This window comes from Thermoleptolyngbya sp. PKUAC-SCTB121 (assembly GCF_016919485.1).
In the GTDB taxonomy this organism is placed as follows: Bacteria; Cyanobacteriota; Cyanobacteriia; order Elainellales; family Elainellaceae; genus Thermoleptolyngbya; species Thermoleptolyngbya sichuanensis.
Genome location: NZ_CP070366.1, coordinates 4,102,436 through 4,127,386 on the forward strand (window position 1 = coordinate 4,102,436; position 24,951 = coordinate 4,127,386).

Genomic DNA, 24,951 nt, shown 5'->3' on the forward strand with positions numbered 1-24,951 from the left:
TGCGATCGCCTATCCGCGCTTCATCAGGTCTAGATTTGGACGCACGCGGGCATGGATGGCGATCGCCGTGATGTTGTCATGGCCATTATGCTGATTTGCCAGGTCGATGAGCATGTTCACACCGTTATCTAGGCTCACCTGCCCGTCGAGCATTGGGTCGAGGTGGCTCTCGACATGGGTTTCCAGCAGGTCATTATCGGTCAGCCCGTCGGAACACAGCAGCAGCAGCAAATCCTCAGTCAGTTCGACAAACTGCACATCGGGATTGACGAAATGCTCGTCTCGCGGGCCGAGGGCTTGGGTTAGCTGGTAGGCATCGGGGCGACCGTAGGCGATCGCAGGCTCCACACCCCGCTGAATCTCTCGCTGCCCCACCTCATGATCTACCGTCAGCTGCTCCAGCCCACGACGGCGACTGTAGCGATAGAGGCGGCTGTCTCCCACATGGGCGATCGCCGCTTCGGTGTCCTGGATGAGCGCCAGGACTAAAGTTGTACCCATGCGACCGCTGCCCGAACTGGCATTTTCCTGGTTCAGCGTGTAAATCGCCTTGTTTGCCAGCAAAATGCCATCTCGAATGGTTGCCTCGCTGGGCAGTCCATCCTTCCAGTGATCTTGAAAATACTGCTGGAGCGTACTGGCAGCCAGGGCGCTGGCCACCTCGCCACTGGCGTGGCCACCCATGCCATCGCAGAGAATGTATAGCCCTTTCGCCTTGAGCGATCGCCCGTTCTGGCTTTCCAGCTTTTTCACGTCCACCTGGATGGCGTAATAGTCTTCGTTGTGTTCTCGCTGGCGGCCAATGTCGCTCCGTCCTGCATCTTCCAGCCCAATCAGCTTCATCGGCAGCACCACCGTTGGCAGGTCGTCGCCTTCGGTCTCGCTGTCTTCGTCGGGACTGCCCAACTCTAGGCGGGTGGGGCTGGACGACACGCTGATATCTGCCATCCGCGACACCGTGGGAAAAAGAATCTCCGTTGTTTCCGATTCAGCCGAATCAGACATCGGCAAGGCTTCTGAGTTGGTCGCCGGGGCCGGCGCAGGGTTGGCAGCAGCAGATTCTGCGGTGATGGGTTCCGCTTCCATTGCGGCAGGTTCTGCGGCGGGTTCCGACGCGACGAGTTCTGCGGTGATGGGTTCGTCTGTAACTGGTTCGCCCGTAATCAGTTCGGACGGGATTCGCTCACCGGTGATGGGTTCGTCTGTGGCTGACTTCGGAGGGGCTGTGTCAAGGAGGCTGGCGGTAACCCCACCGAGCAATACCGCTGTCGGATCGAGGGGGCGATTGGGATGATTGGCAGATGCAGCGTCGGCCGGCGCGGTGTCCTTTGCGGAAAGCGCAGGGGGAAGCACGATCGTATCTTCTGCCTGTATATCATCTGCTTGCAAATCAGGTGCTTGCAAATCAGGGGCCGTTTCGTCAGCCGCTTCAGGCTTATCGAGGGCGATCGCCTCTGTAGTCGCATCGAGGGCGATCGCCCCTGCATCAGGCAATTCCTGCTCTCCCTGCAACAGATCCGCAATCATGCTGAGGCAGTGCTGCAACACATCCACTGTGGCGATTGTGCCCAGTTCCAAATCCTGACAGACCTGCACCAGGGGATTCAGATTTTCGTGGCTGGGCTGTTGCTGCAACAGGAGTTTCCAAACGCGGCCCAGGTCGCGGAGCTGGGGGGACGCGTCGGGTTTATCCTGATAAAGCCGCTGAAGATAGAGCAACTGATCTTCATCGACCTTCAGGTTATTGAGTTCTAGCAAGCTCTGGGCATAGCCCACGGGTTGCAGTGCGTTCCACAGTTCCGTCATCTGGTGGAGCAGGTGGAGAATCTGGAACGGAGGCAGCACCTCCGACGCGCCCAGTTCTGCCAAGGAAGGTAGGCTGCTCCGGTCTTCCAGTAGCACCACAATTTGCCCATCCTTCTCCCAGGCATCGTGAATATGGGGCAGAGACGGATAAAGCTGCTGTTGCAAATCCAGATAAGTCTGGGCGATCGCCGGAATGGTGTTCTTGCTGCTCTGGGCGATCGCTTCATCACTCCGTGCTAGCCCCGCATCAGGTGCATCGGGGTTCTGGCTATAGAGCATCTCCAGCGGCGACAGGCGAAACGGCTGGCAGTCCAGTACGCGCACCTCAGCCCCCACCAAAGAGAGCGAAGTTGCAGACAGCGCCTCCAGCAGCCGATAGCGATGTTGCAGATCCAGGTAGGGCAGGGCGGGCAACACGAGCGGCCAGCCGACGGCTGCATCAACGGCGGCAATAATGGCTCGCCAGGACGTTCCCGCCGTTGCGCCGCAGGTCGGGCAAAGTTCCACATCAAAGGGCACCGACGACCCGCAGGCAGGGCAGGCGATTTCCTGGAGGGAAGCCCCACACTGCTGACAAAACTTGTTACTGTCGGGATTCTCGAATTCGCACTGAGGACAAACAAGCATGGGGGAACTTCCTTCACTCCCGTAGGCGGCAAGCCGGACTGGGAACTCTACTGAATAGCTCTTGAATCACTCTACTGAATCACTCTGCTGCCGTTGAAGCTGGCTTTGGCGACCTGACTCGGCTTTCGTGACCTGACGAATCGGCCGCTTGACTAAAAGGTTACACGATCCATTCTCGACCCGCACCCCCAACTCTACGGGCGTGGGCGCGATCTTGGAGACAATCTTGCCAATTCAGCCAATTCATCAGGTGTGAGATCGCGCCACTGGCCCGGCTGCAACCCGTCCAACCGCAGATGGGCGATCGCCACTCGCACCAGTCGCAGCGTCGGAAACCCCACTGCCGCCGTCATCCGACGCACCTGGCGATTGCGCCCCTCCGTCAGCGTTAGCTCTAGCCACGCCGTTGGCACGGTCTTGCGGAAGCGAATCGGCGGATCGCGCGGCGGCAACTCTGGCTCCTGGGACAAGATTCGAGCCTTGGCCGGGCGCGTCCGGTAGTTTTGAATTACCACCCCCTGACGCAGTTGTTGCAAGGCAGCCTCATCGGGCGATCGCTCGACCTGCACCCAATAGGTGCGAGGATGCTGAAACCTGGGGTTCGTTAAAACATGCTGCAAGCGCCCGTCGCTGGTGAGCAACAGCAGTCCTTCGCTGTCTCGATCTAGCCGACCCACTGGATACACCCTTGGAACCGGGATGTAGTCCTTGAGCGTGCGATAGGCTGGCGCAGGGTCGGGCAGTTCGCTAGGCTGCCCAAACTGGGTCAGCACATCGTAGGGTTTGTAGAACAATAGATAGCGATGAGGCACACGGTCGATCCAGGGGTGTAATCAGGCGGAGATGGGACAAGCCGATCCTAGCGAACTTCGGCTCCTGGAATGTGACTCGATCGACTAGCTAGACAGAGCAGCTAGACAGAGCAGCTACGCAGAGCAGCTAGGCAGAGCAGCTAAACAAAGCAGCCCGCTACCCAGCCCAACTGATTTCTATCAAGCTGGTTGAAGGCTCCTGGCGCGAAGGATGGCCAGAGGCGAGACTGATTCACCACTTGATGCCAGAGAATACCATCGGCGTAGCTCACCAATCCCGTCAGCAGCACCCATTCCTCATGCGGCACGACACCCCGAATGCCGTGGTTTGCCAGCCCCGGATAAGCTCGAAAGTTTGCCGCTGCCGGATAGACTGTGCCGCACTCAACGATTTGAAAGAAGCCACGTCCGTAGCCATAGCTTGGGTCTGGTGCCAGCGTGGAGGTGGAGGGGCCACCCACAGACAGCGGCAAGTTGTTGGGCCAGTCAGCGGGAAATTCTTCTGCGGGTGGCATGGGATCGGCAAGGGCGATCGCCGGGTTGATGTTGATGTCTGGCAGCATCACTTTCAGCGCCAAACTTGCGGCAATTGAAATTGTGGTGATGGTCACCACAGTCTTTCCAGCGTCATTGGAGGGGGGTGGCGGCTCCTTGTCTTTCACGAGCCGCAATTCCATATGATTTTCGTAATTCAGCATTGGGCAAGTCATGGCGTTGTGTGGAGTTCACTGGGTTATTCGCTGGGTTCGCTGGATTGCGAGTGGTATCTACTCTCCGAAGCAGAGCTACGCATGAAATGGCTGGAAGCCCCGTAGACGCTTTGGCTGGCGACCCAAAATCGCAAATCCAAAATCGCAAATCCAAAATCGCAAATCCAAAATCGAGAATTGATGGAGATCTGGAATGCAAAACGGGCGCAGCACACTGTGCGGTGTAGACGGATGTTCTACATCGTGTCAGCCGTTGGAAGCGGCCTATTCCGGTATCCCGAATTTAGATATCAATTTTTGATATTGAATTACTGATATCGTAATCTGGTATCGGAAAATATGCAAGAAAAATTCTGGGCAAAGTTTTTTGTGAATCTAGTTTAGAAATCTTCATGAAAACTAGGCATAAAATGGGGCGATCGCCCACTCTGCTGAAGATCCAGCAAAAGACGGGCGATCGCCTTGACATTGATAGCTTATCTTGATAGCGTAAAACAGGCTCTACAACCGCCCTCTCAAAGAACGTCTTAGATGTTCCGCAGCCCGTTTTTGGCTCCTATTCTGGAAGCGATCCGGCTGGCTGAATATTTGAGCAAGCTTTGTCAGGACAATGATTTCCGCTACTCTAGGTCTGGAGCGGGCTGATTTCCCTAAGCCCCAATCGGATATCCAGGGTAGGATATGGAAAATTCTGAAATCCATCCGCCAGAGGTTTCGCTCTGGTTAATGGGGTTGGGTTTGCGGTTCCAGAGTGCATCTCCATGACGGCCAGTGACGACCATCAGCAGACGTATCAGGCAATTTTTGAGAACCCCCCTCGGCCTGATATTTCATGGGAGAAGGTTTTGGATTTGCTTTGCGTATGCGGAGCGAAGCTGTTTCAAAACGGTGGCAACGACGGTCAATGGATTCAAGTCTGGTGTGAGACGCGCCGAGCCAACGCGATCTTCCATCGGCTAGACCATCAGCCCTGCCTCGCCCCATTGATGGTGATCGAAGTCCGTCGATTCTTGATCGCGTCAGGCATACAACCTCCCCGCACGAACGAGTAATGTTATGAGTACTTTGCTGAATTACCGAGGCTACACCGCAAAAGTAGATTACGACCCTGAAGCTGAGGTCCTTCATGGAACGGTTTTAGATTTGCGAGATGCTATCGTCTTTCAGGCAAAGGAAATAAAGGACGTTAAGCGCAATTTTCACGACGCGGTTGATCAGTATTTGAGTTTGATGGAGCGAACGGGGCAGGAACCCGAAAAACCGTTCAAAGGCAACATTGCGTTTCGTACCTCATCGGCAACCCATAAGAAGATTTCCCTGGCCGCCGCCCGCGCTGATATGAGCATCAATGCGTGGATGGATCAGGTATTGAGTGAAGCGGCCGATGCCGAGCTAAAGGGCTATCGCTATGAGCGGGGCAATGCCGGACATTTCAATCAGCTTGTGGCTGTGCCGCTGGAGCAGGCGGTTGCGACTTCTTCTGCGGTTTTGTTGACTGAGGTTCTGCGCCAGGATGGAGCGATCGCCCCTCAGTTGGTTAGCGCCTTCAACCCCTACGCCAGCCGCAAAGACCCCCACGCCAGCCTAGAGATTATGAAGTCTCTGGATCTGATTCTGCGAGGCATCGCCATTGATCGCGCTCAAGTTCAAGAGGGCATGGCAAAACTTTTAAGTCTCACCAAGTCGGATGATGTCGCTGAGGTGCCGCCCTTTGTGCTGAGGGCGATTTCAGATCAGATGTTGAGAACAATTAATCTAGACCCTGCTGCACCGGCGAATGTTAATTTTTCGCTGCATCCTGAAAATACACCCGTAATTAACACCTGAGCCGTGGTATTGGCATTGGAACTGCCCGATACCCTGGGCAATCTCTTTCCCGTGCTTCTCTGTTGACGCTTGAACTCTGACGCTTGAACGTCTGACGCTTGAACCCCACTTGCTGACCCAAGGCGCTGACCCAAGGCAAGGATTCTCGAACCCGGATGAGTTTGGGGCGATCGCTATGATTGCTCTGCACCAGTTGGGCGGGTTAGCATTGGCCGGGTTCATCTGGCAAAACTTCAACTGTTTACCCATCTATTGACCCATCTATGCAAGAAGCCGTTTGGGGTGCTTCAATCTTTTTAGGCTGATCAAGTAATTTTTTGAACGTTGTGCCCACACCTGGCAACTGGTGTCAGGCTTTTATCAATCGTCGCAATAGTCGCAAGAGTCGGAAGAGACAGTTCTGAGAGGGAGCGCTTTCAACCCCGCTAGGTGGAGCTTTTTCCAGGGTTTGAACCTCTAAGCTGTGCCACTTTTTAGAGTGGAACTAGTCCGGTTAAGCTACTGGCATAGGTGGCCGCATCCCCCAAATAGATGAACCTATAGACTACTACTGGTTTTAGCTCCCCTCAGGAAATTTCTCGTGAGTCCTGCCCGCCCCCCTCACGTTTCGCTGGTTTCCTCGACTAGCCTGCCCGCTGCGATTTTGGCTAGCGAGGTTTTTGCGTTCCTGTATCCAAGCGCAGAGATTGACTCTTTTATCGTCGAGCTGCAAAAGCAGGCCCACAGCATTATTCAAGAATTAATTCGCACTCGCATCCCGGTGGTGGTTCTAAAGCCAGGGCTAGATCGAGTTTTGGACGTGATTCGCAGAGAGTATCAACATCCAGAACTGGCACAGCGAATTGAAGACCTGATTGACCAAATCAACCTCTGCCTGGTGCCGCTGCCAGAGGGGCATGAGTGGGGAGAGGATCACGATTCCAAGCCACATGAGTTGGCGATCGCCCAGCGGGATAGGTTAAGCATTGTTGCATTCATACCTGGAAACTACTTCAATTTTGATGGCAGCATTCAGATCCACACGGCCAGCGACTTCCTCAAGTGGTTGCAGCAAATACCCCACCCTGTCGATGAACCTAGCGAAACGCCAGTCGCGGAAGAGTCCAGCCCGGCCCTAGAAACCGATGCTCCCACCGCTTCAAAATCGGTTTTGCCCTGGATCGGGCTGAGCGTTGCAGGGCTGTCGTCCCAATTTTTGCGATTTCACTCGGAAAGACCAGAGCAGACCGAAGCCCTTGTCGCGCTACTGTTGTACCACCTGCTGTCTACTGAGGCGCATCGCTGGAATTCTGCCAAGCCTGTGGAACTGGCCGAAAGCCTCGACTGGCTCCGCCGCTGGGCCAATTTGGATCGATTGGTCAGAGCAGAAGACGCACCTAGAGGCGGCGGAAAGTTTGACGATCTCGTAGCATTGCACGTACTAGGGCAGACAAGTGGGTCTGCTGTAGATGGGGCGCTGGATGGGGCGATCGCCCCAGGTGCGCTGCGTCCTCAAGAGACTGCTCTACCAAAACCCGCCATCCCTGCGGAACCAGACGAAGATCATAGCCCCAGTCTGCCAAAAGCTGGCGGGAAGCGATCGCAGTTTCCGATTCTTGACGGCGAAACTTGGCCCGACGACGGAGCCGGAGATCCGCCCGCGTCCGATCTAGACCCCACGAATGGCGGAGAGCCGACGCGCCCAACCCCTCCACCCATCTTTGAGTATCCAACCTTAGACCTTTCCGAACCTGGAGCGGATGGGGCAGGAGGCGATCCCGTTGTCGGCGATTTGGATGGCGACGATCCGGGAAGTCCTGGCAGCGACGATGGCGGTAGCGATCCGGGAAGCCCTGACAATGGGGGCGGCGGGGGCGGCGGCCAGCCAAAATCACCCAGAACTCCACACACTCCCCAGCCGCCCATCGATAGCCCGCCTGGAACAGATTCCCCAAACATCCCGGAACCCCCTGCCCCTCCACCAGGGCCAACCCAACCGCCACCCAATTTGGGTAATCCAGGCGATACCCCCGGTGGTGAGGTGCCAGGTAATAATGCGCCAGGTGATCATACGCCGGGTGGCAATGCGCCGGGTGGCAATGCGCCAGATGGGCCGGGTGGCAATGCGCCGGATAACAATACGCCGGATAACAATACGCCAGGTAATCACGCGCCGGGTGATCATACGCCAGGTGGCAGCAATGGTGGCAATAGCGGAAACAGTGGCGACAATGACGGACTGCCTGAGCCGCCAGGACTGGGAAATGGCGACGATGAGCTTCCTAGCCCGCCCATCGTTCCGCCCAATCTGCCAGAGCCGCCAATCGGGCCGCCCCCACCCAATTCTGGCGGCGCAGACGGGCCCCCACCGACCCAGCCGACTCCGCCGGATGAATCGGGTTTGCCCGGTAGCAGAGAGAACGACCAGCCAGGCGACGGGGAGTTACCCAACCCGCCGGACAATGTGCCTGTGTCGCCGACACCCCCTCCTGCGATGCTGGATGGCGCAAGCGGCAACAAGACTTTTGTGCTGCAACTGGGTCACCCTGAAGCCCTAGTGAGTGCTGGAAAAGAAACCCTCTCAGTCTCGGTGGGCCGCGAAGTCGTGATTGCGAACTTCAGCGGCGTGGGCACAGGCAGCATTACAGCGGCGAATCCGGATGAGCTGGATATGATTCAGCTGGTGGGTACGCCGTTCACTGCAAGAAACATGCTGCTGACCCAGGTCGGGGCTGACCTGCTGATTACTTTTGATGGCGCGTCCGATTTCACGATTCGCCTGAAGGACTTTGCGCTGAAAGACCTCGACAACTTTGTTGGGAACGGCAACCTGCTGTTTGACGGACACACGGCGATCGCCGATGACTTTGATGTCATCCACTGGCGCGAAGACCTGACTGTCTTCCGGAGTAACGTTGTCACCTTCCTCAATGACTATGACAACCGCGTTACAGGCCGCGACAACTCCAACGACACGATTAATGGCATGGGCGGCAACGATGTGCTGCTGGGGCTGAGTGGCGATGACCTGCTGCGCGGCGGCGATGGCAATGATCTGCTAGACGGCGGCATCGGCAACGATACGCTGGTGGGCGGTGCTGGGCGAGATACCTTCGTGCTGGGCCTGCGGCCGGGCGTGGATGCGATCGCCGACTTCGAGGTGGGGCTAGACAAACTGCGACTAACGGGCGGCCTATCTCCTAGCCAGTTGACCTTTAGCGCCAGCGGCAGCGATACCCTCATCCGCTATGGAAGCAGGACACTGGCAATTTTGCAGAATGTGCAACCCAACAGCCTGGACTTTAGCAACCTGTTTGATCCAACGAGCAATGCCACGGCGACCTAACCTATCGTCCTGCCCGCAACTGGTTCTGCCTGCAACTGGTTCTGCATACCAGTCGTTCCACCCACAACTGCTGACCTGCCGCGCTAAGATCGAAATCGCCTAAAAGCCTGGAATCCTCGACTTGGCGATCGCCCACAGCATGAACCATCGAGGAATTTCGAGGGTTGGGCTGTGAATCTGTCCGGGTTTCGGCGTTTTGCTGATGAAACAGACTAGAGGCGGGTGATAGCACATCTTGCAATCGAACTTCTTGGTATCTTATTGCGAAACCTGATAGGCTTTTTCAAAAGTTCATCCGGTCTAGGATAGATTCGTTCCCAAACGTTCTTTCATTAAGCTTGCTTGCAGATTTGTAAGTTTGCTTGCAGAAGTCTTTTGCTTGCTCGCGGCTGCGTTTCAGCCCTGTGGCGATCGCCCTGATTTTGGCGACCTCCCCAGGGCTGAGCCAAGATTCCCTCCTTTGAGGAACGCCACAGCAGCTAGTTCTCAACTAAGGTAGAAGCTTCAGTTGAGTCTGAGTTACTGAGTCTGAGCTGCACGAATCACGCTGATGATGGGTTTGGGTCAAGATCGACATGCTGGAATGCAAGATGTTGGAACGCAACATGTTGGAATACAAAGGCTATACAGCAGAGATTGAGGTGGATATTCAGGCCGGCGTGCTGCATGGTCGCGTCCGCGACATTCAGGATGTCGTGACCTTTGAAGCCGAGACTGCGGCTGAGCTAGAGCGCAAGTTTCGCCGCTGTATTGATGTATACCTAGAATTTTGCCAGGAAACTCAGCAAGAACCCGATCGCCCCGGTCTTCAGCTTGATTCCAAAACTATCGCCTTAAAAGCCACGCCCGATTTGTGCCGTGCCGCCGACCACGCAGGCAAAAGCATTGATTCCTGGGCGCAGGATGTCCTCTCTGAAGCTGCTCGTCGCAGCTTGGAACCCTTTGCTTAATGGGCGTACCTAAAGGTTGCATGAGAATTTAGGGAATTCTAAGTAACGCCACGTTTTACGGTAACGCTGCGTTTTATAGTGGAGTTGCTGCTCATTCCTTAAGCAATTGTGAAAGCGATTACTCTGCTTGGCTCCACTGGCTCCATCGGCACCCAAACCCTGGACATTGTGAGCCAATATCCCGACCAGTTTCGGATTGTGGGGCTGGCGGCGGGGCGAAACGTAGACCTCTTGGCTCAGCAGATTCGCCAGTTTCGCCCCCAAATTGCTGCAATTTGTGATCCGGCGCTGTTGCCCCAGGTGAAAGAGGCGATCGCCGACCTCACGCCGCAACCCATCCTGCTCGCGGGCGAAAATGGCGTAGTCGAAGTCGCCCGCTATGGCGATGCCGAGGCCGTGGTGACGGGGATTGTGGGATGTGCGGGGCTGCTGCCCACCATTGCTGCCATCGAAGCGGGCAAAGATATTGCGCTGGCAAACAAGGAAACCCTGATCGCGGGCGGCCCGGTCGTGCTGCCGCTGGTGCAAAAGCATGGCGTGAAGCTATTGCCCGCAGATTCTGAACATTCCGCCATTTTCCAGTGCCTCCAGGGGGTTCCAGAGGGCGGGCTGCGGCGCATCCTGCTGACGGCATCGGGCGGCGCATTCCGCGATTTGCCGGTGGAAAAGTTGGCCACTGTTAAGGTTGCCGACGCGCTCAAGCACCCCAACTGGACGATGGGGCGTAAAATCACCATCGACTCTGCCACCCTGATGAACAAAGGGTTGGAAGTGATCGAGGCGCACTTCCTATTTGGGCTGGACTATGACCACATCGAAATCGTCATCCATCCCCAGAGCATTATCCATTCGCTGATCGAGCTAGAAGATACCTCCGTGCTGGCACAGTTGGGGCTGCCCGATATGCGCTTGCCGCTGCTCTATGCCATGTCCTATCCCGACCGGGTGCCGACCCAGTGGGAACGACTCGACTTGGTGAAATGCGGCGATCTTACCTTCCGCGCCCCCGACCATCAGAAGTATCCCTGCATGGGGCTGGCCTATGCGGCGGGGCGGGCAGGGGGTTCTATGCCCGCTGTGCTAAACGCTGCCAATGAACAGGCGGTGGATCTGTTCCTGCGGGAAAAAATCCAGTTTCTCGACATTCCCCGGCTGATTGAGCAAGCGTGCGATCGCCATCATCCGCACAATCTGCCCCAGCCCACCCTCGACGACATCCTTGCAGCCGATCAGTGGGCGCGGCAGGCGGTGCTGTCGGCGAGTCAGCGCTTGGTAGCGTGATGGGGGATGCAGGGTGGCGGAGATTCAGAGATGATGGGATGGGGGGATAGGATGCGCGAGTGGTCGTCTGCAACACGCCAAACCCGCAATGCTCGTCCCCGTTACGCCAAAACGCTCACAGCCCAACATTCCCTCACTATGTCCAACCCCCTCCGCCGAATCAAGCAACTGCCCTGGCTGCCGCTGTTTCAGACGGCGGGCTATGCCGTGATTGGACTATTTGCGGTGGAACTGTTGCTGTGGTGGGGCGGTTCTCGACTGCCGTTTGTGGCGCGGACGAATGCCCTGATCTTTTCGCCGCCGCTGGATTTGCTGATTGTGCTGTCCATTGCGATTGGCGTGGGGGCTTTGGCGGTGCATTTGCTGGATCAGTTTCAGCGGCAGATTTTTATTAACCTGGGTGTTCTTTGGGGGCTGATTGCTTGCTTGGTGGTGATGGTGTGGGTGCGATCGCTCTCTGGCATCCCCTCGCTGCTGCCGCCCAGCCAGCCTGCATTGATGGGCTTGATTATCGGCGTGTTTTGGCGCGGCAAAAATCACTGGCGCTGGTAAACTGGCGCTGCTAAACCAGTTTGGCAAATTGAGCCTTTGGGGGCGATCGCCTTTGGTGCTGAATCCCACAGAATAGAGATAGATCTGCCCCTTCTCGCCCCAACTTGCCGCCATGCCTGCTTCTCCTCAAACTGTGGGGCCAACTTTGCCAAACGCAGCCGATAGCGCGGCTCCTGCCAAGCCCCTGCGCCTCAGTGCGGTGCTAACCCGGTTTCAACCCACGCCCGATTCCCGGCTGCTGGGGCTGGCGCTGCTCATTGGCACGGGTGCAGGGCTGGGCGTGGTTACGTTTCGCTATCTGATTCACCTAGTCAACCAACTCATGCTGGGGCGCGTGGCGGGCGTGCTGTCCGTTTGGGGACACTGGACGCTGGCGCTGCTGCCGATTTTGGGTGGGCTATTGGTGGGCGGGTTGCGCTGGGGTGTGCAGGGCTTTGGGCCGGGCCTGTCGGCGCTGATGGAAACGGTACAGGGCGGCAAGGAACTGGCCCCGCTCAAGCCCGTGAGCAAGATGGTGGCGGCCGCAGTATCGCTGGGCAGCGGTGCGTCCCTGGGGCCAGAAGGTCCGAGTGTGGAAATTGGCGCAAATTTTAGTCTGCTGTTGGGGCAGGCGCTGAAGGTGTCGCAAGCGCGGCAGTTGTTGCTGCTGGGGGCGGGGGCGGCGGCGGGTTTGGCGGCGGGGTTTAATGCGCCGATTGCAGGGGTGTTCTTTGCGCTGGAAGTGGTGCTGGGCAGCCTGTTTGCCCCGTCGTCGGCGAGTGTGGTGCTGCTGTCGGCGGTGGTGGCGGCGTGGATCGCACAGATTGGGCTGGGGGCAAAGCCTGCCTTTGCGCTGCCGGCCTATGAGGTGCGGAGTCTGCTAGAACTGCCGCTGTATGTGGGGTTGGGGGTGTTTGCTAGTCTGGTGTCCATTCTCTATCGGCAGGCAATGGCGATCGCCCAGCAGGCGTTTCAGGGGCAACTGCCGGGGACGCAATGGCTGGCGAAAATTCCCAATCCGCTGCATCCGGTGCTGGGTGGCATTGCGGTTGGGGCTGTGGCGCTGTGGTTTCCGCAAATTCTGGGCGTGGGCTACGAAACCATCGAGTCCATTTTGCAAGATGTGCAGTTTCCGCTGCGGATGGTGATCGCGCTGCTGGGGCTAAAGCTGGTGATGACGGCGGTGAGCTTTGGCAGCGGGTTTGTGGGCGGCGTGTTTGCCCCGGCGCTGTTTTTGGGCGCGTCGCTGGGGTTGGTGTATGGCAAAACATTGGCGATCGCCCTGCCCGTGCTGCATCCCTATATGGCCTCGCCGCCGGCCTATGCGATGGTGGGCATGGCAGCAGTGCTAGCAGGCAGCGTCCGCGCCCCGCTCACGTCCATCCTGCTGCTGTTTGAGCTAACGCAAGACTACCGCATCATTTTGCCGCTGATGTCGGCGGTGGGGCTGAGCATCTGGCTGGTGGAAACCCTGCAACCCACCAAACTGATGGACTCCGACGGCGAACAGCAGGAAGCCCCAGAGGAGACAATTGCCGGAATCTCCGTCCCCGCATCGCTGTTGGTGGTCGATGCTTTGCAGCCGATCGCCCTCAAGCTGTCTGCGAACCTGCTGCTGGCACAAGCCGCCCGCACCCTGATCGACCAGCGGGCCACCTGCGCCTTAGTGATGGACAACCTGGCCGGGCTAGATAACGTAGATCACCTGAATAATTTAGACTATCTGGGCGGCGACGAAACACTAGTGGGTATCCTGACCCTACGCGATATCAACCGCTTGATTCTCAAGGCTGAAGAAGCCCCCGACCTGCTCCAGCAACCCATCCGCGACCTCTGCACCACTCATGTCCTGTTTGCCTACAGCGACGAAACCGTGAAAGAGGCGATCGCCCGCATGGGCACTCGCGGCTTGCACCAGATCCCCGTCGTCGAGCGCGACCACCCCACCCACGTCATCGGCCTGCTCACGGAAGAGAGCATTACCACCGCCGCCCGCCTGGCCCGCATTACCAAAGCCCTAGGCGACAGCGAGGAGTCGTCGGAAGATTTTCAGGCTGACCTGGCAGAACGAAACGGAAAGGCGATCGCGCCGCCAGAGGAAAAAATCGAGATCGAGAGCCAAATTCTGCCAAATTCTCTAACAGTTGATGACTCTCTTGATGCCGAGAGCCTTGGTAAAGTTAGATCCTAATATCCATCATTCGCAATCCTTCCACCGCAATTTTTCCGCTATGAGCAATCGTAGTGTTATCACAATCAAGCCTGATGAGCATGGCGATACTCCATACATTCGCCACACACGTATCACGGTGTATGACGTTTTGGGCTGGCTTGCCGATGGACAATCCATCGCTGAAATTGTCAATAAATTCCCAGAACTGACAGAAACCGATATCAGGGCTTGCCTGGAATTTGCAGCCGATCGCAGTCATTACGGTTCATCTATTTCTAGACCTGAAGCCTCTAGAACTGAAACCCTCTCTTCGCCAATTCTTCACTCCATCAGCCCCGCCTATTCCGAAACCTCGATCAACGCTCAGCAGCATGTCGATGATCCAGTTTCGTCCCAAGAAATCGATCAAACTCCGCCTGCCCCGCAGCCCAGCGCCTTGCTTAAACCCTTTGTCTGGATGGAGAAGCGGATTTGGGAGCCGCTACTTTCCTGGGGAGAAAATCAGGCCTTAATCAGCCTGCTGGGGTTATTGGGTAACCTTGGTCTCATCATTGCCGTCGTCAGTTACATCGGCTTAGAAAAACAGCGGCGCGACGATCAGGTTTATGCAGCTTGGCAGACCATCACCAACGCCCAGGGACAAAGCGGGAACGGAGGACGCATCCTGGCTCTAGAGTTTCTGAATGCTTCGCCAGGGGCAAACTGGCGTTTGCATTTTCCCTGGATTTGCATCTCTGAAGATTGGCTCTGTTCCAAGTGGGAACCGGAAAGCTTGGACGGGGTGGACTTGGCAAAGGCCTACCTAGCCGGAATTCAGCTACCCAAAGCCAGCTTGGTTGAAGCGAATTTGGAAGGCGCAGTTCTATGGGGAGCCAACTTGCAGGGGGCAAATTTGGAAGAAGCGAATTTGAGAGGGGCAAAGTTGGGCGCAGCCAATCTACAGGGGACAAGACTGGATGAAACCAACTTTCAAGGAGCCTTTTATTCTGACGAAAAAACGTCCAGGAGTTTGTGTGTAGATATTACCTATCCGCCCATTTATCCCTGCCCGACTCAATTTCCAGAAGGCTTTGATCCAGAATCCGCCGGAATGAAACCGCTTCCCTAGCAGTCTATTCATAAACAGTCTATTCCAGAAGTGTTGAATTGAGACATAAAACTTTACATTCAACCCTACGAAGCTCCTACGAGTGTCTCTGGCAGCAGATCGTAGCTCCAATGGACAATCGAACAACGACGACTCAATTCAAGTTGCAAATAGCGCAACTTATCTAGTAATTGATGACCATAAAACTCTGGAATTTCTATCAATTGCAGAATCAGATAGGCAATCAACACCATGTAGATTTGAATGGTGACTCCATTGACACTCTTAGAGATTAGTTTATCTAGCTTCAAGTGCATCTTTAGAAACTTCCACAGCACTTCTATCTGCCACCGATGGCGATAGACTTCACTAATCTCTTCATTCGTCATCAGTTCTACATTGGTCGCCAGCCGAAACTCCGTTTGGCTCTCTAAGTCACAAAACCAAACCACTCGATATCGCTCATGCTCAAACTCGGTCTTCATCGTGTTCTTAAGGCGGACAACAAAGCGAGTCTGATCCTGGCTTAATTGGTCAAGGAAATCCCAACTGGCAAAGCCTCTATCCATGACGCCGATGGCATCTTCAGGAATCATTCCTGTCACTCTGTCAGCAAATTTTGCGTCATGTCCTTGACCAAAATGAATCAGGCATTCACTGGGATTACCTTGCGTTAAGTTGACTCCATTAAGCAATTTGACTTGATGATAGCCTTGCATCCAGAACAACTTGCTTGTCAATGTGATGACCGTTGAATCAATGGGAAACAGCATCTGTGCTGTCGCTGGATTTTTTTGTTTTAGCTGTCTTATGAGCTCAGCGTAGATGCGACAAAAGTGTTCATCCTGTCGAGTCTTGCAGGCTTTAGAAAAGGTGGAAATATCAACCTTGATTCCTGCTTTGTTGAGACGATAAAACAGGCTTCTCATGCTCGTTAAACCCTGGTCTAAAACGAAGGTCAACCAGATTTCAAAGAATAAGCGAGAGTTCAAAACAGGATAGTTATGTGGGCACAACTGCTTGAGTATCGGTTTGACAAGCGCAGGAAATGACACTAGCATCTTAAACATTGTTTTTGTTTGCTGGGGGCTAGAATACAATATTCTGCCCCCATTTTTTGTATGTTGAGCTATCTTTCAACACTTCTGAGTCTATTCATAAACAGCTTATTCATAAACATTCATAAGTATGTGATTGCTTTATTGCCGAATATGGATTGCCAAAGAGAGCTAATCCGAGGGGCTAAAGCGATTTGGTCTGGACTGGTTGTTATCAGTCATGGTTTGATTTTCAAAATCTTTGTGATTTCCTGGATGACGAAGCTCGAAAACGCTTGTGATTATAGAAGTGCGAATAGTGTGACTATAGAAGTGTGACTATAAAAGATAGTGGTGCTTCATTGAGAACTGGCATCACCTGTTGGCTTCACGCTTGAAAAACAGAGGTCACGATCCGAATCAAGACGCTAAAGGAGCAAACATGAATTCGTTGGGTATTTTGAAAATGGCTCAAGGGGTCGTGGAGCGATTGGGCGATCGCGCGAAGGTTTACATCGGCGCGGGGCTGGTGGGTCTTGCAGTGTTGGCGATGCTGCTGTTTTCGCTGTTCCGTCCAGCCCAGATCATGACGACTGAAAGCGTGCGAAACCTGATCTTTAGCGGTGTGGAAAATGCCAGCGAGTTTGTGGCCGCCACGACGGACAGCTATGCTACGGTCAAGGTGGAAGAAGTCGCCAAAAAGTTGGGCATTCCTATTGGAAAAACCAGCCTGATCTATGAAGGCGTGGGCACGGTGCAGGCAGGCTTTAACCTGAAAGACTTGGTGGTTTCAGATCTCGACTTCAAGAATCGCGTCATCAAAGCCGAATTGCCCGCTCCTCAGATTTTGAACATCAATCTCGACATTGCGCGGAGTTCAAAAATCGACGACTACCGCTCGTGGTTTGGCCCCGCGGCGACCGCCGATCTATACGAAGAAGCGCAGCACGAAGCACTCGCCATCATTCGCGAAAAAGCGTGCAGCGGCAACCTGTTCAAAGCCGCCAATAGCAGCGCCAAAGAGCAGATCAGGACGATTCTGAATAAAGCTGGATTTAATACCGTGACGGTTGAAGTGGAGTCTGGAAACTGCGCCGCCTAGCGTTGCAGCCGCCTTAGCTTGAATCAATCGTGAATAAACCGGCATGAATAAACCGGGCAGGCTGGATGGGGCGATCGCCCTCTCCAGCTTGTTTATTTCTCCCCTATGCCGCTTGCTTTTTCTCGCTCACCTGTGGCACAAGGGCAGTAGACCGTTCGTTATCGTTCCAACATCGCGTCGCCACCCAACCCCCAACATGCTGTATTGGCTTATCTGGCTCGGCTTTATTGCCTACGCCGCCTTCCTCGCGCCGCCCGATCGCCCCGAAACGCTTAGCCTGATTCAGAACCTCTCAACGGGCCAGTGGGATGGCATCAATCCCCTGATTATTGCGCTGTTTAATCTAATGGGCATCTGGCCGCTGATCTATAGCGCGGTGCTGTATGCCGACGGGCGCGGGCAGCGGGTGCGGGCGTTTCCCTTTGCGGCGGGTAGCTTTGCCGTAGGTGCGTTTGCCCTGTTGCCCTATCTGGCACTGCGAAAGCCGAATCCCACTTTTATCGGCGAAACGTCCTGGCTGATTCGCATCTTGGATTCCGTCTGGACGGGGCGCGTGCTGCTATTGGGGGCGATCGCCCTGCTGGTCTACGGCTTCACCCAGGGCAACTGGGCTGATTTTGTGCAGCAGTGGCAAACCAGCAAGTTTATTCACGTCATGAGCCTGGATTTTGTTGCCCTGTCGGCGCTGTTTCCGGTGCTGCTGCGCGATGATCTGGCACGGCGGGGTCTGGGAAGCCGCTGGTTCTGGGCGATCGCGCTGGTTCCCCTGCTGGGGCCGCTGGTCTACCTATCCATCCGCCCGCCCCTTGCCCGTGCCACCGAATTTGCCACCTCAGAAATTGCCCCAGAAACCGCCCCAGAAACCGCCCCGGAAGTCTCCCTAGAGGGATAGCTGCAACAATGGGCGATCGCAGCTTAATATCCCTGCGGAATGAAGTTTGCTGACATGTGATCTCGTAACATTCAACATATCAAGCAAGTTTGCAAAACTAACAGGGGATATCGAGCGATCGCCCTGTGCAGTGTTTTTGATTTTCTAAGAGCTAATTTATGAAGCAAATCTTAAGAAGCCTGAAACTCTTGGCATGTGTGGCTTTGAGGTCATGTTTGCCCAGGAAAAGCGGTTTCTCGGAAATCCTTGATTAACAAGGCTTTCAGGCTCCTTTACAAATTAGCTCTAAAGCGGGTTATGCGTTGTACCGAAATATTGGGTCAACGCACTGCTTTCCGTGAAATTAAACGCTTCTACGGACCGAGTAGGTTCGTCGGCTGTTGAGATCAATTTGTTCTTTAATTTGTTCTTTAAACTGTGGGAGAAAGATCATGGCTAATCTATTGACTTGGCTGTTGTTGGGCTTTATCGCGGGCGCGTTGGCAAAGCTAATTTATCCAGGACGGCAGGGCGGCGGCATCTTTGCCACAACGCTACTGGGTATTTTGGGTGCAATGGTGGGCGGATGGCTGGGCACGGTGCTGTTGGGAGGAGCCGTTACAGGGCTGAATCTGACCAGCATTATCCTGGCAGTGATTGGGGCAATGCTGCTGATCTTCCTGTGGGGTGTATTTACTCGCGCTGCCTAACTCATTTGAAACAGCAAGGGGAACCTCGAAAATTGATATGATTCCTGCAATTCACTTCTGTCTCATCTGAGACTGTGATCGGGTCAAATTCAATCCATCGAGGTTCCCAAAGATTCATTCAAAGTTGAATAGGCAGGAACCCCTATTTACCCAAAGGGTATGACTATCTGCGCGATCGCACGACTGGGAACATCATGCCGCCGCTGGAACAGATAGCGAAGCGCAACCGAAAGATTTACGACTTTGGCGTTTGGTCTTCCATCAGCTTTTCCCAGGCAGCTTTGGCCGCCTCCGAAAGGCGATCGCCCAGTTCGTTGACCTCGCTCACCAGCGCATTCCAGTTTTTCTCCGCTTCCTTTTGAATCGAGTCGATCGACTGCTCCAATTCATCAGGCTTGAAAAGCTGGTTTTTCTCAACGGCCTCGCGGGCCTGGCGCACCACCTTGAGATAGGTTTCGCGGGTAAACTCCCCTGCGGAACGGGCTTCCTGTTGGGCGCGGTGCGTAATGGCATCAATCAGCGCCTTGGTTTCTCGCTGAATTTCATCCAGCCCTTCCAAGGCAGAGCCGTGGTCGCCCGTAGCGGGTCGCGCTTCCAGGACGATTGGCTCTTGGTCAGACCCGTTCGGTGAATTTGGATCAAAGCTCATCGCGTTGCCTCCTAAAAACCTAAAACTATAGCGGGAGAGTCGGATTGCGGCAGGCTCAAATGACAGTCTCAGGAAATGACAGCCTCAGGAAATGACAGTCTTAGGAAATGACAGCCTCAGCGAAACGTTAGAGTCCAGACGACTTCAGCGTTGCCGAGTCTCCTGCCGCCAAAAGCTCTTGCTCGACCCGCAGCAGATTTTCGATGCGGGCTTCGGTGGTTGGATGGGTCGAAAAGAGGCTGGAGAGAAATTGTTGAGGAATGGCGTTCATAATCAGCAGTGGCTCGAACGCAGGATTGGCCCGCAGCGGCATTTGTCGGGCGCTTGCCTCCAGCTTTTGCAGCGCGCTCACCAAGGCACGGGGATTGCCCGTCATCCGGGCAGAGCCAGCGTCGGCTTCAAACTCGCGGGTGCGAGAAATCGCCATCTGAATTACGCTGGCGGCCAGCGGCGCTAGAAGAACGGTGAACAGCAGGCCCAGGGGATTGCCGCCGCCCTCACGCTCGTCGCGACTGCCCATGCCGCCAAACATCAAGCTGTACTGCATCATCTGCGCCAGCCAGGAGATTGCCCCAGCAACCGTTGCAGCTACAGCTTGGGTCAGCGTGTCGCGGTTGCGGACATGGCTGAGTTCGTGGGCAATGACGGCTTCTAGCTCCGGCTCTGTGAGCATTTGCACGATGCCCTGCGTAACGGCGATCGCCGCATGTTCTGGGTCGCGCCCGGTGGCAAAGGCGTTGGCTCCTGGAGAGGGAATGACAAAGATCCGAGGCATCGGCAGGTCTGCCCGCTCACACAACCGCCGCACCATTGCATATAGCCCCGGTGCTTCGGCTTCAGTAATCGGTTGGGCCTGATAGGCAGCCAGCGCAATCTTATCCGACGAATACCAGGACATCAGGTTTGTAAAGGCGGCGATCGCCAGTCCAATCAGCGCCCCGCTGGAACCACCCAGCATCCAGCCAATGCCAACCAGCAGCCCACTCAACAGGCTCAACAGCGCCAGGGTTTTTACTTGGTTCATATCCGGCTCCTATCGCAACTCACCCGCTATTTTGCACTCAAATTGTACGAGTCGGGGATCGCCAATCGTGAGGAAAAAACCGTTAAAGTTGGGGCGGTTTTCCGTATTGGGCAGTGTTAGGACTTACGCAGTTGGACAATTTCTCGCGGGCGCAGTCCGCGAGAAATTGTCCAAACCCCAAAGAGATGATCGCAAGTGCGTAAGTCGTGAGTGGTTAGATTTGGAGGAAAAAGGATCACGATTCTGGAGCGGAGTGCCACTGGCGGTAGGGATGCTTCACTAGCGCCGCGTTGAAATAGCGCGGGTCGTGGGAGACTTCTTCGCCAATCCAGTCGGGAAGTTGCACCGTCTGGTCGGGGCTAGAGAGTTCCACTTCGGCAACAATTAGCCCGTCGTTGTCGCCCCAAAACTCGTCCACTTCCCAAATCAGCCCTTCGTAGGGAATTTTGTAGCGAGTTTTCTCGATCAGCGGGCGATCGCACAGGGTATTCAGCAATTCTTCCGCATCCGCCAGGGGAATTTCATACTCAAACTCGCTGCGCGATACTCCTTCCGTCGCACCCTTAATCGTCAAAAAGCCCCGCGTTCCTGCAATCCGCACCCGCACCGTCCGCCCTGCCCCCGACAGCAGATAGCCCTGGCGATAGGTTGTGCCTTCCGCCAGCCCACGCCAGCGATCGCCCACCACGAGAAATTTTCGCTCGATTTCCTGCGCCATATCGATTTTGGGTTTGAGATTACTAATTTTGGAGCCAGGGTTCGGTCTCGCGTCCAGCGACTTCATGGGCAGCAGTGATCCCGGAACCACCAGGTAGTCTACGTTGAAACCCAGAACGCAGACTCGGAAGCAGCCCACGAAATGCCTGCACAGGTTCTATCACAACCAAAGATTGGCCTTGGGTTGTTCAGATTACGCTGGGGACGCAAACTTGATAGGGTTATAAAGGAGGATCGGTCGCTAGAGGTTTGCTGGAAAGAACTTGGAAACCATCCAAACCCCGCGATTGAACCTTGAACCCGAACTCCTGAATCCTGATTAAAGTCCAACGTCTACGCACCCTATGTGAGGGGTGGAACGCTTATGCAGTCTGTTCGCAACGTGGTGAATGTGGTGATTATGTTCATGCTGTTGGCGTTTATTGCCAGTAGCCTGTTTCGGCTGGGTATATTCTTTTTGGGGGATGGCTTGTCTGCGTCTTAGAGGATGTTTGAAAAGTCCTACTGTTTGTAGCAAAGCGTGCAAGATCCCCCTGAGAGCTAATTTATGAAGCAAATCTTAAGAAGCCTGAAACTCTTGGCATGTGTGGCTTTGAGGTCATGCTTGCCCAGGAAAAGCGGTTTCTCGGAAATCCTTGATTAACAAGGCTTTCAGGCTCCTTTACAAATTAGCTCTGAATCCCCCTTAAAAAGGGTGACTTTAAGGCGGTTTTCCCCCCTTTTTAAGGGGGGCTTAAGGGGGGGATCTCTGAGTGCTTAACATTACAGGCAATACCTTTTCAAACACCCTCTTAGCTTGTCTGCGTCTTCAATTAAATCTATGCCTTAATCTATTGGCGGCAAGCCAATTCCCTCAAACCTCCCTGGCAAGGAACCCTTGAGGAAAAAGGAACCTTTGAGCCAGGTTTTCCTGCTTCCACACGCACTGTTTTAACCTTTAGTTTGGACTAATGGTGAAGAGGAAGGCAGTCAATGAGAAGCACCGACTGCCGTAAGGTCAATGAAGTACAACCAACATTGACCCCATGATTTTCAACGAACTTCAGCAATTTCGCCAAACGTTGTATGCCAGCTTGGGAAACGCCAGAGATGCCCTGTTTGATCTGATGGATGCCGTGTTAGTGAGTGCGTGCATCGTGTCGTTTGTGAGGCTATCGCAGAGTCCTGTCTTTCGTCGCCAGTGGTCGAGCACCTATGAAGCGTTGCGCGATAGCCGCCTACCCCGATCAAAGGTGCTGAAGCTGTTGGTGCAGCAGATACCGACTCAGCAGCAACCGTTGTTGGCAGGTGATGCGAGTCGGTGGAACCGTCCTGCTGCCAGGCGTTTGAAAGACCGCACCTTATCAGGCAGAACAGGACATGCCCCGATAGCCGGACAAAACTACAGTACCTTAGCCTGGATTGCTGAAGACAGGGGCAGTTGGGCATTACCATTGCGGCATGAGCGCATCACCAGCTTTGAAACACCCGCCAGTAAAGCGGCATTCCAACTCAAACAAGTGACTCGGCAGTTAGCGGTGCGTCCGTTGGCGATCTACGACCGAGGGTACGGCAATGCCAGTTTTGTCAACCAAACGGCAGGGATTGAGGCAGACTTGCTGCTGCGGGTTACATCCAATCGATGTGTCTATGGCGCGCCCCCAGCGTATCGAGGGCGAGGCGCACCTGCCAAGCATGGACATAAGATGAAACTCAATGACCCTGACACTTGGAGTGTCCCGGTCGAAACCGTTGAAGTCGATGATCCCAACTGGGGACGAGTGCGGGTCAGTCGTTGGAGTGCATACCATTTCCGCAAATCCCCAAACGGGCAATGGAAGTGTTGCGCGTGGAGGTGCTGGAGACACAGAGCAGCACGCGACGCTTGGCTCCTTTGTGGTTAGTTTGGCTGGGTGAGCAGATGCCTCCGTTAGAAACCCTGTGGTTGCACTACCTCCGTCGCTTTGCCATTGAACACTGGTATCGCTTTGCCAAGCAGAGGCTATATTGGACACATCCCCAGTTCAGTTCTGTATCGGCAACCGAACAGTGGAGCAGCCTGATGCCGTTGCTCAGTTGGCAGTTGTGGTTAGCGCGAAAGGACTGTACTGACCACCCCTTGCCCTGGCAGGCACCGCAAGAAACGTTGACTCCGGGTCGGGTCGCACAAGCGTTTGCAGGCATTTTGGCAGCGATTGGCACCCCTGCTCCTGCGCCTAAACCTCGTGGTAAATCGCCAGGACGAGGCAAGGGGCACAAGCCAACTCCTCGTCCCTGCTATCCGATGGTCAAAAAACGAGCCTCGAAACGCAAGACATCCGAACAATCCCTGAACAGTCCGGTTGCAACAGCAGCTTAACTGCGAGCAGGATTGTATCCAATTCCTTAAGTTCAACTGTTATGAACGGTTGAGCAGATTCTTTATGGCATCCTGTTGAGCATTATTGTGATGCCAGTTAGTCCAAACTAAAGTTTAACCCTCCAACCCCCTTAACCTCTCATGGCCGACATCCTCTCTCCTGCAATCAGTGAGCGCATTTGCAAGCACATGAACGAAGACCACGCCGACGCGGTGTTGCTCTATGCCAAGGTCTACGGCGGGGCAGTGGCGGCCACGGCGGCGAAAATGGTGTCGATTGACCCGGAGGGCATGACGCTAGAAGCGGAACAAGCCGGGACAGCAACCCCCGTGCGCGTCACCTTTGACCATCCGCTGCAAGACTCGGAAGACGCGCATCAAACGCTGATTGCAATGGTGCGCCAAGCGCGATCGCAGACACCCGGAGAATGAGGGGGCACTGCGCCTGCTAGCCCCGCACCTTAACGCTGACTTTGCCAGCCGGGGGGCGGCGGGCCAGGCGAACGGTGTTGGGCATGACACCGACCATCAGCGCGAAGGATTCGTCAGGAATGCGAGCAATAGTAGGCGCGTCGAAGTAGGTTTCAAACTGGTTCAAAATCTTTTTGGCCCGCTGAATCGCCTCGGAGGTGTCGGTGAACTGCTGCGTCAGGCGAATCCACTGTCGCCGAATTAGGTACGCTTCTTGGCGCTCTTCGTGGGTTTCTGGAGCCACCAGCGACAAGTTGCCCACCGGGATCACCTTCTTGCAGTCTGCATCAAACACGCCGCCGACCGCTGCACCAGGCCCAGCGAACTCAGCATGGAACTGTTTGTAGAGAACGAGTCCGTTGCGCCTGCGCTTATTGACCGCAAGCACGCGCCCTTCTTGGATGTAGCGCAAAAGCTCGTCTGGATTTGTGCAGTCAATAATTTGCACGGAGGTGTTTGCAGCGGATTCGTTAGGGGATCGCTCAGCCGAGGCCAAGCCAGAGGACGATTGGAGACTCTCTTTAGAAGAATAGTCTGAACCTGTGGGATTTGTGCGATCGCCCTTCGCAATAGGCTGAGAAATCTCCGCATGATCCAGCAACCCATTCTGCTGAGTTGTCAGGCGAGGGGATGAATGGTGTAAATCGCGATCGCTGATAGCAGCAGACTCTTGACGAGCAGAATCTTGACGGTTCCCTTTAGCGGTATCTAGCATGTTCCCACGAAGCTCTGAGGACAGACGGCAGTCCGTATCTAGAGTTAATTCTAAGGGCAGCAAATCCAGAACGCATCGGAACCCACAATGGCTTTATAAAGCCCCAGTAAAAGTTGGATGCGACAATTTAAACCTCTCGTAAAGTTGCGTTAGCGCTGTCCAGCCAACTCTCCTGAAAAGTCCTCATA

At 54.9% G+C, this 24,951-nt stretch carries 19 protein-coding genes and 2 pseudogenes; 13 read left to right on the top strand and 8 right to left on the bottom strand.

The features are described 5' to 3' along the window. Positions 1 to 9: 9 nt before the first annotated feature. From JTM80_RS16790 to JTM80_RS16800, 3 genes are all read right to left on the bottom strand, one after another. Positions 10 to 2,433, bottom strand: coding sequence for a serine/threonine phosphatase (locus JTM80_RS16790; protein ID WP_205369883.1), 2,424 nt, complete (start codon positions 2,431 to 2,433; stop codon positions 10 to 12). 194 nt (positions 2,434 to 2,627) lie between these two features. After that, positions 2,628 to 3,245: a pseudouridine synthase gene (locus JTM80_RS16795; protein WP_172358077.1), complete on the bottom strand. Its 618-nt coding sequence runs from the start codon at positions 3,243 to 3,245 to the stop codon at positions 2,628 to 2,630. A gap of 140 nt (positions 3,246 to 3,385) precedes the next feature. Next, the gene (locus tag JTM80_RS16800; RefSeq protein WP_205369886.1) at positions 3,386 to 3,922 is read right to left on the bottom strand and encodes a hypothetical protein; all 537 of its coding nucleotides are present in this window, start codon (positions 3,920 to 3,922) and stop codon (positions 3,386 to 3,388) included. Positions 3,923 to 5,011: 1,089 nt separating this feature from the next. Here JTM80_RS16800 and JTM80_RS16805 point away from each other — a divergent pair. From JTM80_RS16805 to JTM80_RS23520, 8 genes and pseudogenes are all read left to right on the top strand, one after another. Beyond that, positions 5,012 to 5,782: a type II toxin-antitoxin system HicB family antitoxin gene (locus JTM80_RS16805; RefSeq protein WP_205369888.1), complete on the top strand. Its 771-nt coding sequence runs from the start codon at positions 5,012 to 5,014 to the stop codon at positions 5,780 to 5,782. A gap of 580 nt (positions 5,783 to 6,362) precedes the next feature. Beyond that, positions 6,363 to 9,107, top strand: coding sequence for a hypothetical protein (locus tag JTM80_RS23360; protein ID WP_304941110.1), 2,745 nt, complete (start codon positions 6,363 to 6,365; stop codon positions 9,105 to 9,107). Positions 9,108 to 9,697: 590 nt separating this feature from the next. Next, on the top strand, positions 9,698 to 10,057 hold the full coding sequence (locus JTM80_RS16815; protein ID WP_205369890.1) for a type II toxin-antitoxin system HicB family antitoxin: 360 nt from the start codon (positions 9,698 to 9,700) through the stop codon (positions 10,055 to 10,057). 108 nt (positions 10,058 to 10,165) lie between these two features. Continuing rightward, complete coding sequence (locus tag JTM80_RS16820; protein WP_205369892.1) at positions 10,166 to 11,338, top strand: 1-deoxy-D-xylulose-5-phosphate reductoisomerase; 1,173 nt, start codon at positions 10,166 to 10,168, stop codon at positions 11,336 to 11,338. Positions 11,339 to 11,389: 51 nt separating this feature from the next. After that, positions 11,390 to 11,890: a peptide chain release factor 1 gene (locus JTM80_RS16825; RefSeq protein WP_205369893.1), complete on the top strand. Its 501-nt coding sequence runs from the start codon at positions 11,390 to 11,392 to the stop codon at positions 11,888 to 11,890. 112 nt (positions 11,891 to 12,002) lie between these two features. After that, positions 12,003 to 14,060, top strand: a complete 2,058-nt coding sequence (locus tag JTM80_RS16830; RefSeq protein ID WP_172358081.1) for a chloride channel protein — start codon at positions 12,003 to 12,005, stop codon at positions 14,058 to 14,060. A 40-nt stretch (positions 14,061 to 14,100) separates the two neighbouring features. Then, positions 14,101 to 14,301: pseudogene (locus JTM80_RS23515) on the top strand (DUF433 domain-containing protein); the annotation flags it as partial. Positions 14,302 to 14,499: 198 nt separating this feature from the next. Beyond that, complete coding sequence (locus tag JTM80_RS23520; RefSeq protein ID WP_172359050.1) at positions 14,500 to 15,150, top strand: pentapeptide repeat-containing protein; 651 nt, start codon at positions 14,500 to 14,502, stop codon at positions 15,148 to 15,150. Positions 15,151 to 15,215: 65 nt separating this feature from the next. Here the strand turns inward: JTM80_RS23520 and JTM80_RS16845 are convergent, their stop codons facing one another. After that, positions 15,216 to 16,190, bottom strand: coding sequence for a transposase (locus JTM80_RS16845; protein WP_205371237.1), 975 nt, complete (start codon positions 16,188 to 16,190; stop codon positions 15,216 to 15,218). A 418-nt stretch (positions 16,191 to 16,608) separates the two neighbouring features. On the opposite strand from JTM80_RS16845, the gene JTM80_RS16850 reads away from it, so the two are divergent. From JTM80_RS16850 to JTM80_RS16860, 3 genes are all read left to right on the top strand, one after another. Beyond that, complete coding sequence (locus JTM80_RS16850; protein WP_172358082.1) at positions 16,609 to 17,268, top strand: DUF4230 domain-containing protein; 660 nt, start codon at positions 16,609 to 16,611, stop codon at positions 17,266 to 17,268. Positions 17,269 to 17,464: 196 nt separating this feature from the next. Beyond that, positions 17,465 to 18,160, top strand: coding sequence for a DUF2834 domain-containing protein (locus JTM80_RS16855; RefSeq protein ID WP_205371447.1), 696 nt, complete (start codon positions 17,465 to 17,467; stop codon positions 18,158 to 18,160). 431 nt (positions 18,161 to 18,591) lie between these two features. Continuing rightward, positions 18,592 to 18,849 (top strand): GlsB/YeaQ/YmgE family stress response membrane protein, encoded by a 258-nt coding sequence (locus JTM80_RS16860; RefSeq protein ID WP_172358083.1) that lies wholly within the window; start codon positions 18,592 to 18,594, stop codon positions 18,847 to 18,849. Positions 18,850 to 19,084: 235 nt separating this feature from the next. Here JTM80_RS16860 and JTM80_RS16865 read toward each other — a convergent pair whose 3' ends face one another. From JTM80_RS16865 to JTM80_RS16875, 3 genes are all read right to left on the bottom strand, one after another. Beyond that, complete coding sequence (locus tag JTM80_RS16865) at positions 19,085 to 19,498, bottom strand: hypothetical protein (protein ID WP_172358084.1); 414 nt, start codon at positions 19,496 to 19,498, stop codon at positions 19,085 to 19,087. A gap of 127 nt (positions 19,499 to 19,625) precedes the next feature. Continuing rightward, a complete protein-coding gene (locus JTM80_RS16870; protein WP_205369894.1) occupies positions 19,626 to 20,522 on the bottom strand; it encodes a M48 family metalloprotease in 897 nt (298 codons plus the stop codon). A 235-nt stretch (positions 20,523 to 20,757) separates the two neighbouring features. Then, positions 20,758 to 21,240 carry a CYTH domain-containing protein gene (locus JTM80_RS16875; protein ID WP_172358086.1) on the bottom strand — a complete coding sequence of 161 codons (483 nt, stop codon included), beginning with the start codon at positions 21,238 to 21,240 and terminating at the stop codon, positions 20,758 to 20,760. Between the two features lie 1,024 nt (positions 21,241 to 22,264). Between JTM80_RS16875 and JTM80_RS16880 the strand changes: the two are divergent. After that, positions 22,265 to 23,577 (top strand): annotated as a pseudogene (locus JTM80_RS16880) (NF041680 family putative transposase). 141 nt (positions 23,578 to 23,718) lie between these two features. Beyond that, the gene (locus JTM80_RS16885) at positions 23,719 to 24,009 is read left to right on the top strand and encodes a DUF2470 domain-containing protein (protein WP_172358087.1); all 291 of its coding nucleotides are present in this window, start codon (positions 23,719 to 23,721) and stop codon (positions 24,007 to 24,009) included. Between the two features lie 16 nt (positions 24,010 to 24,025). Here the strand turns inward: JTM80_RS16885 and JTM80_RS23185 are convergent, their stop codons facing one another. Further along, positions 24,026 to 24,763, bottom strand: coding sequence for a hypothetical protein (locus JTM80_RS23185; protein WP_228721656.1), 738 nt, complete (start codon positions 24,761 to 24,763; stop codon positions 24,026 to 24,028). Positions 24,764 to 24,951 lie beyond the last annotated feature (188 nt).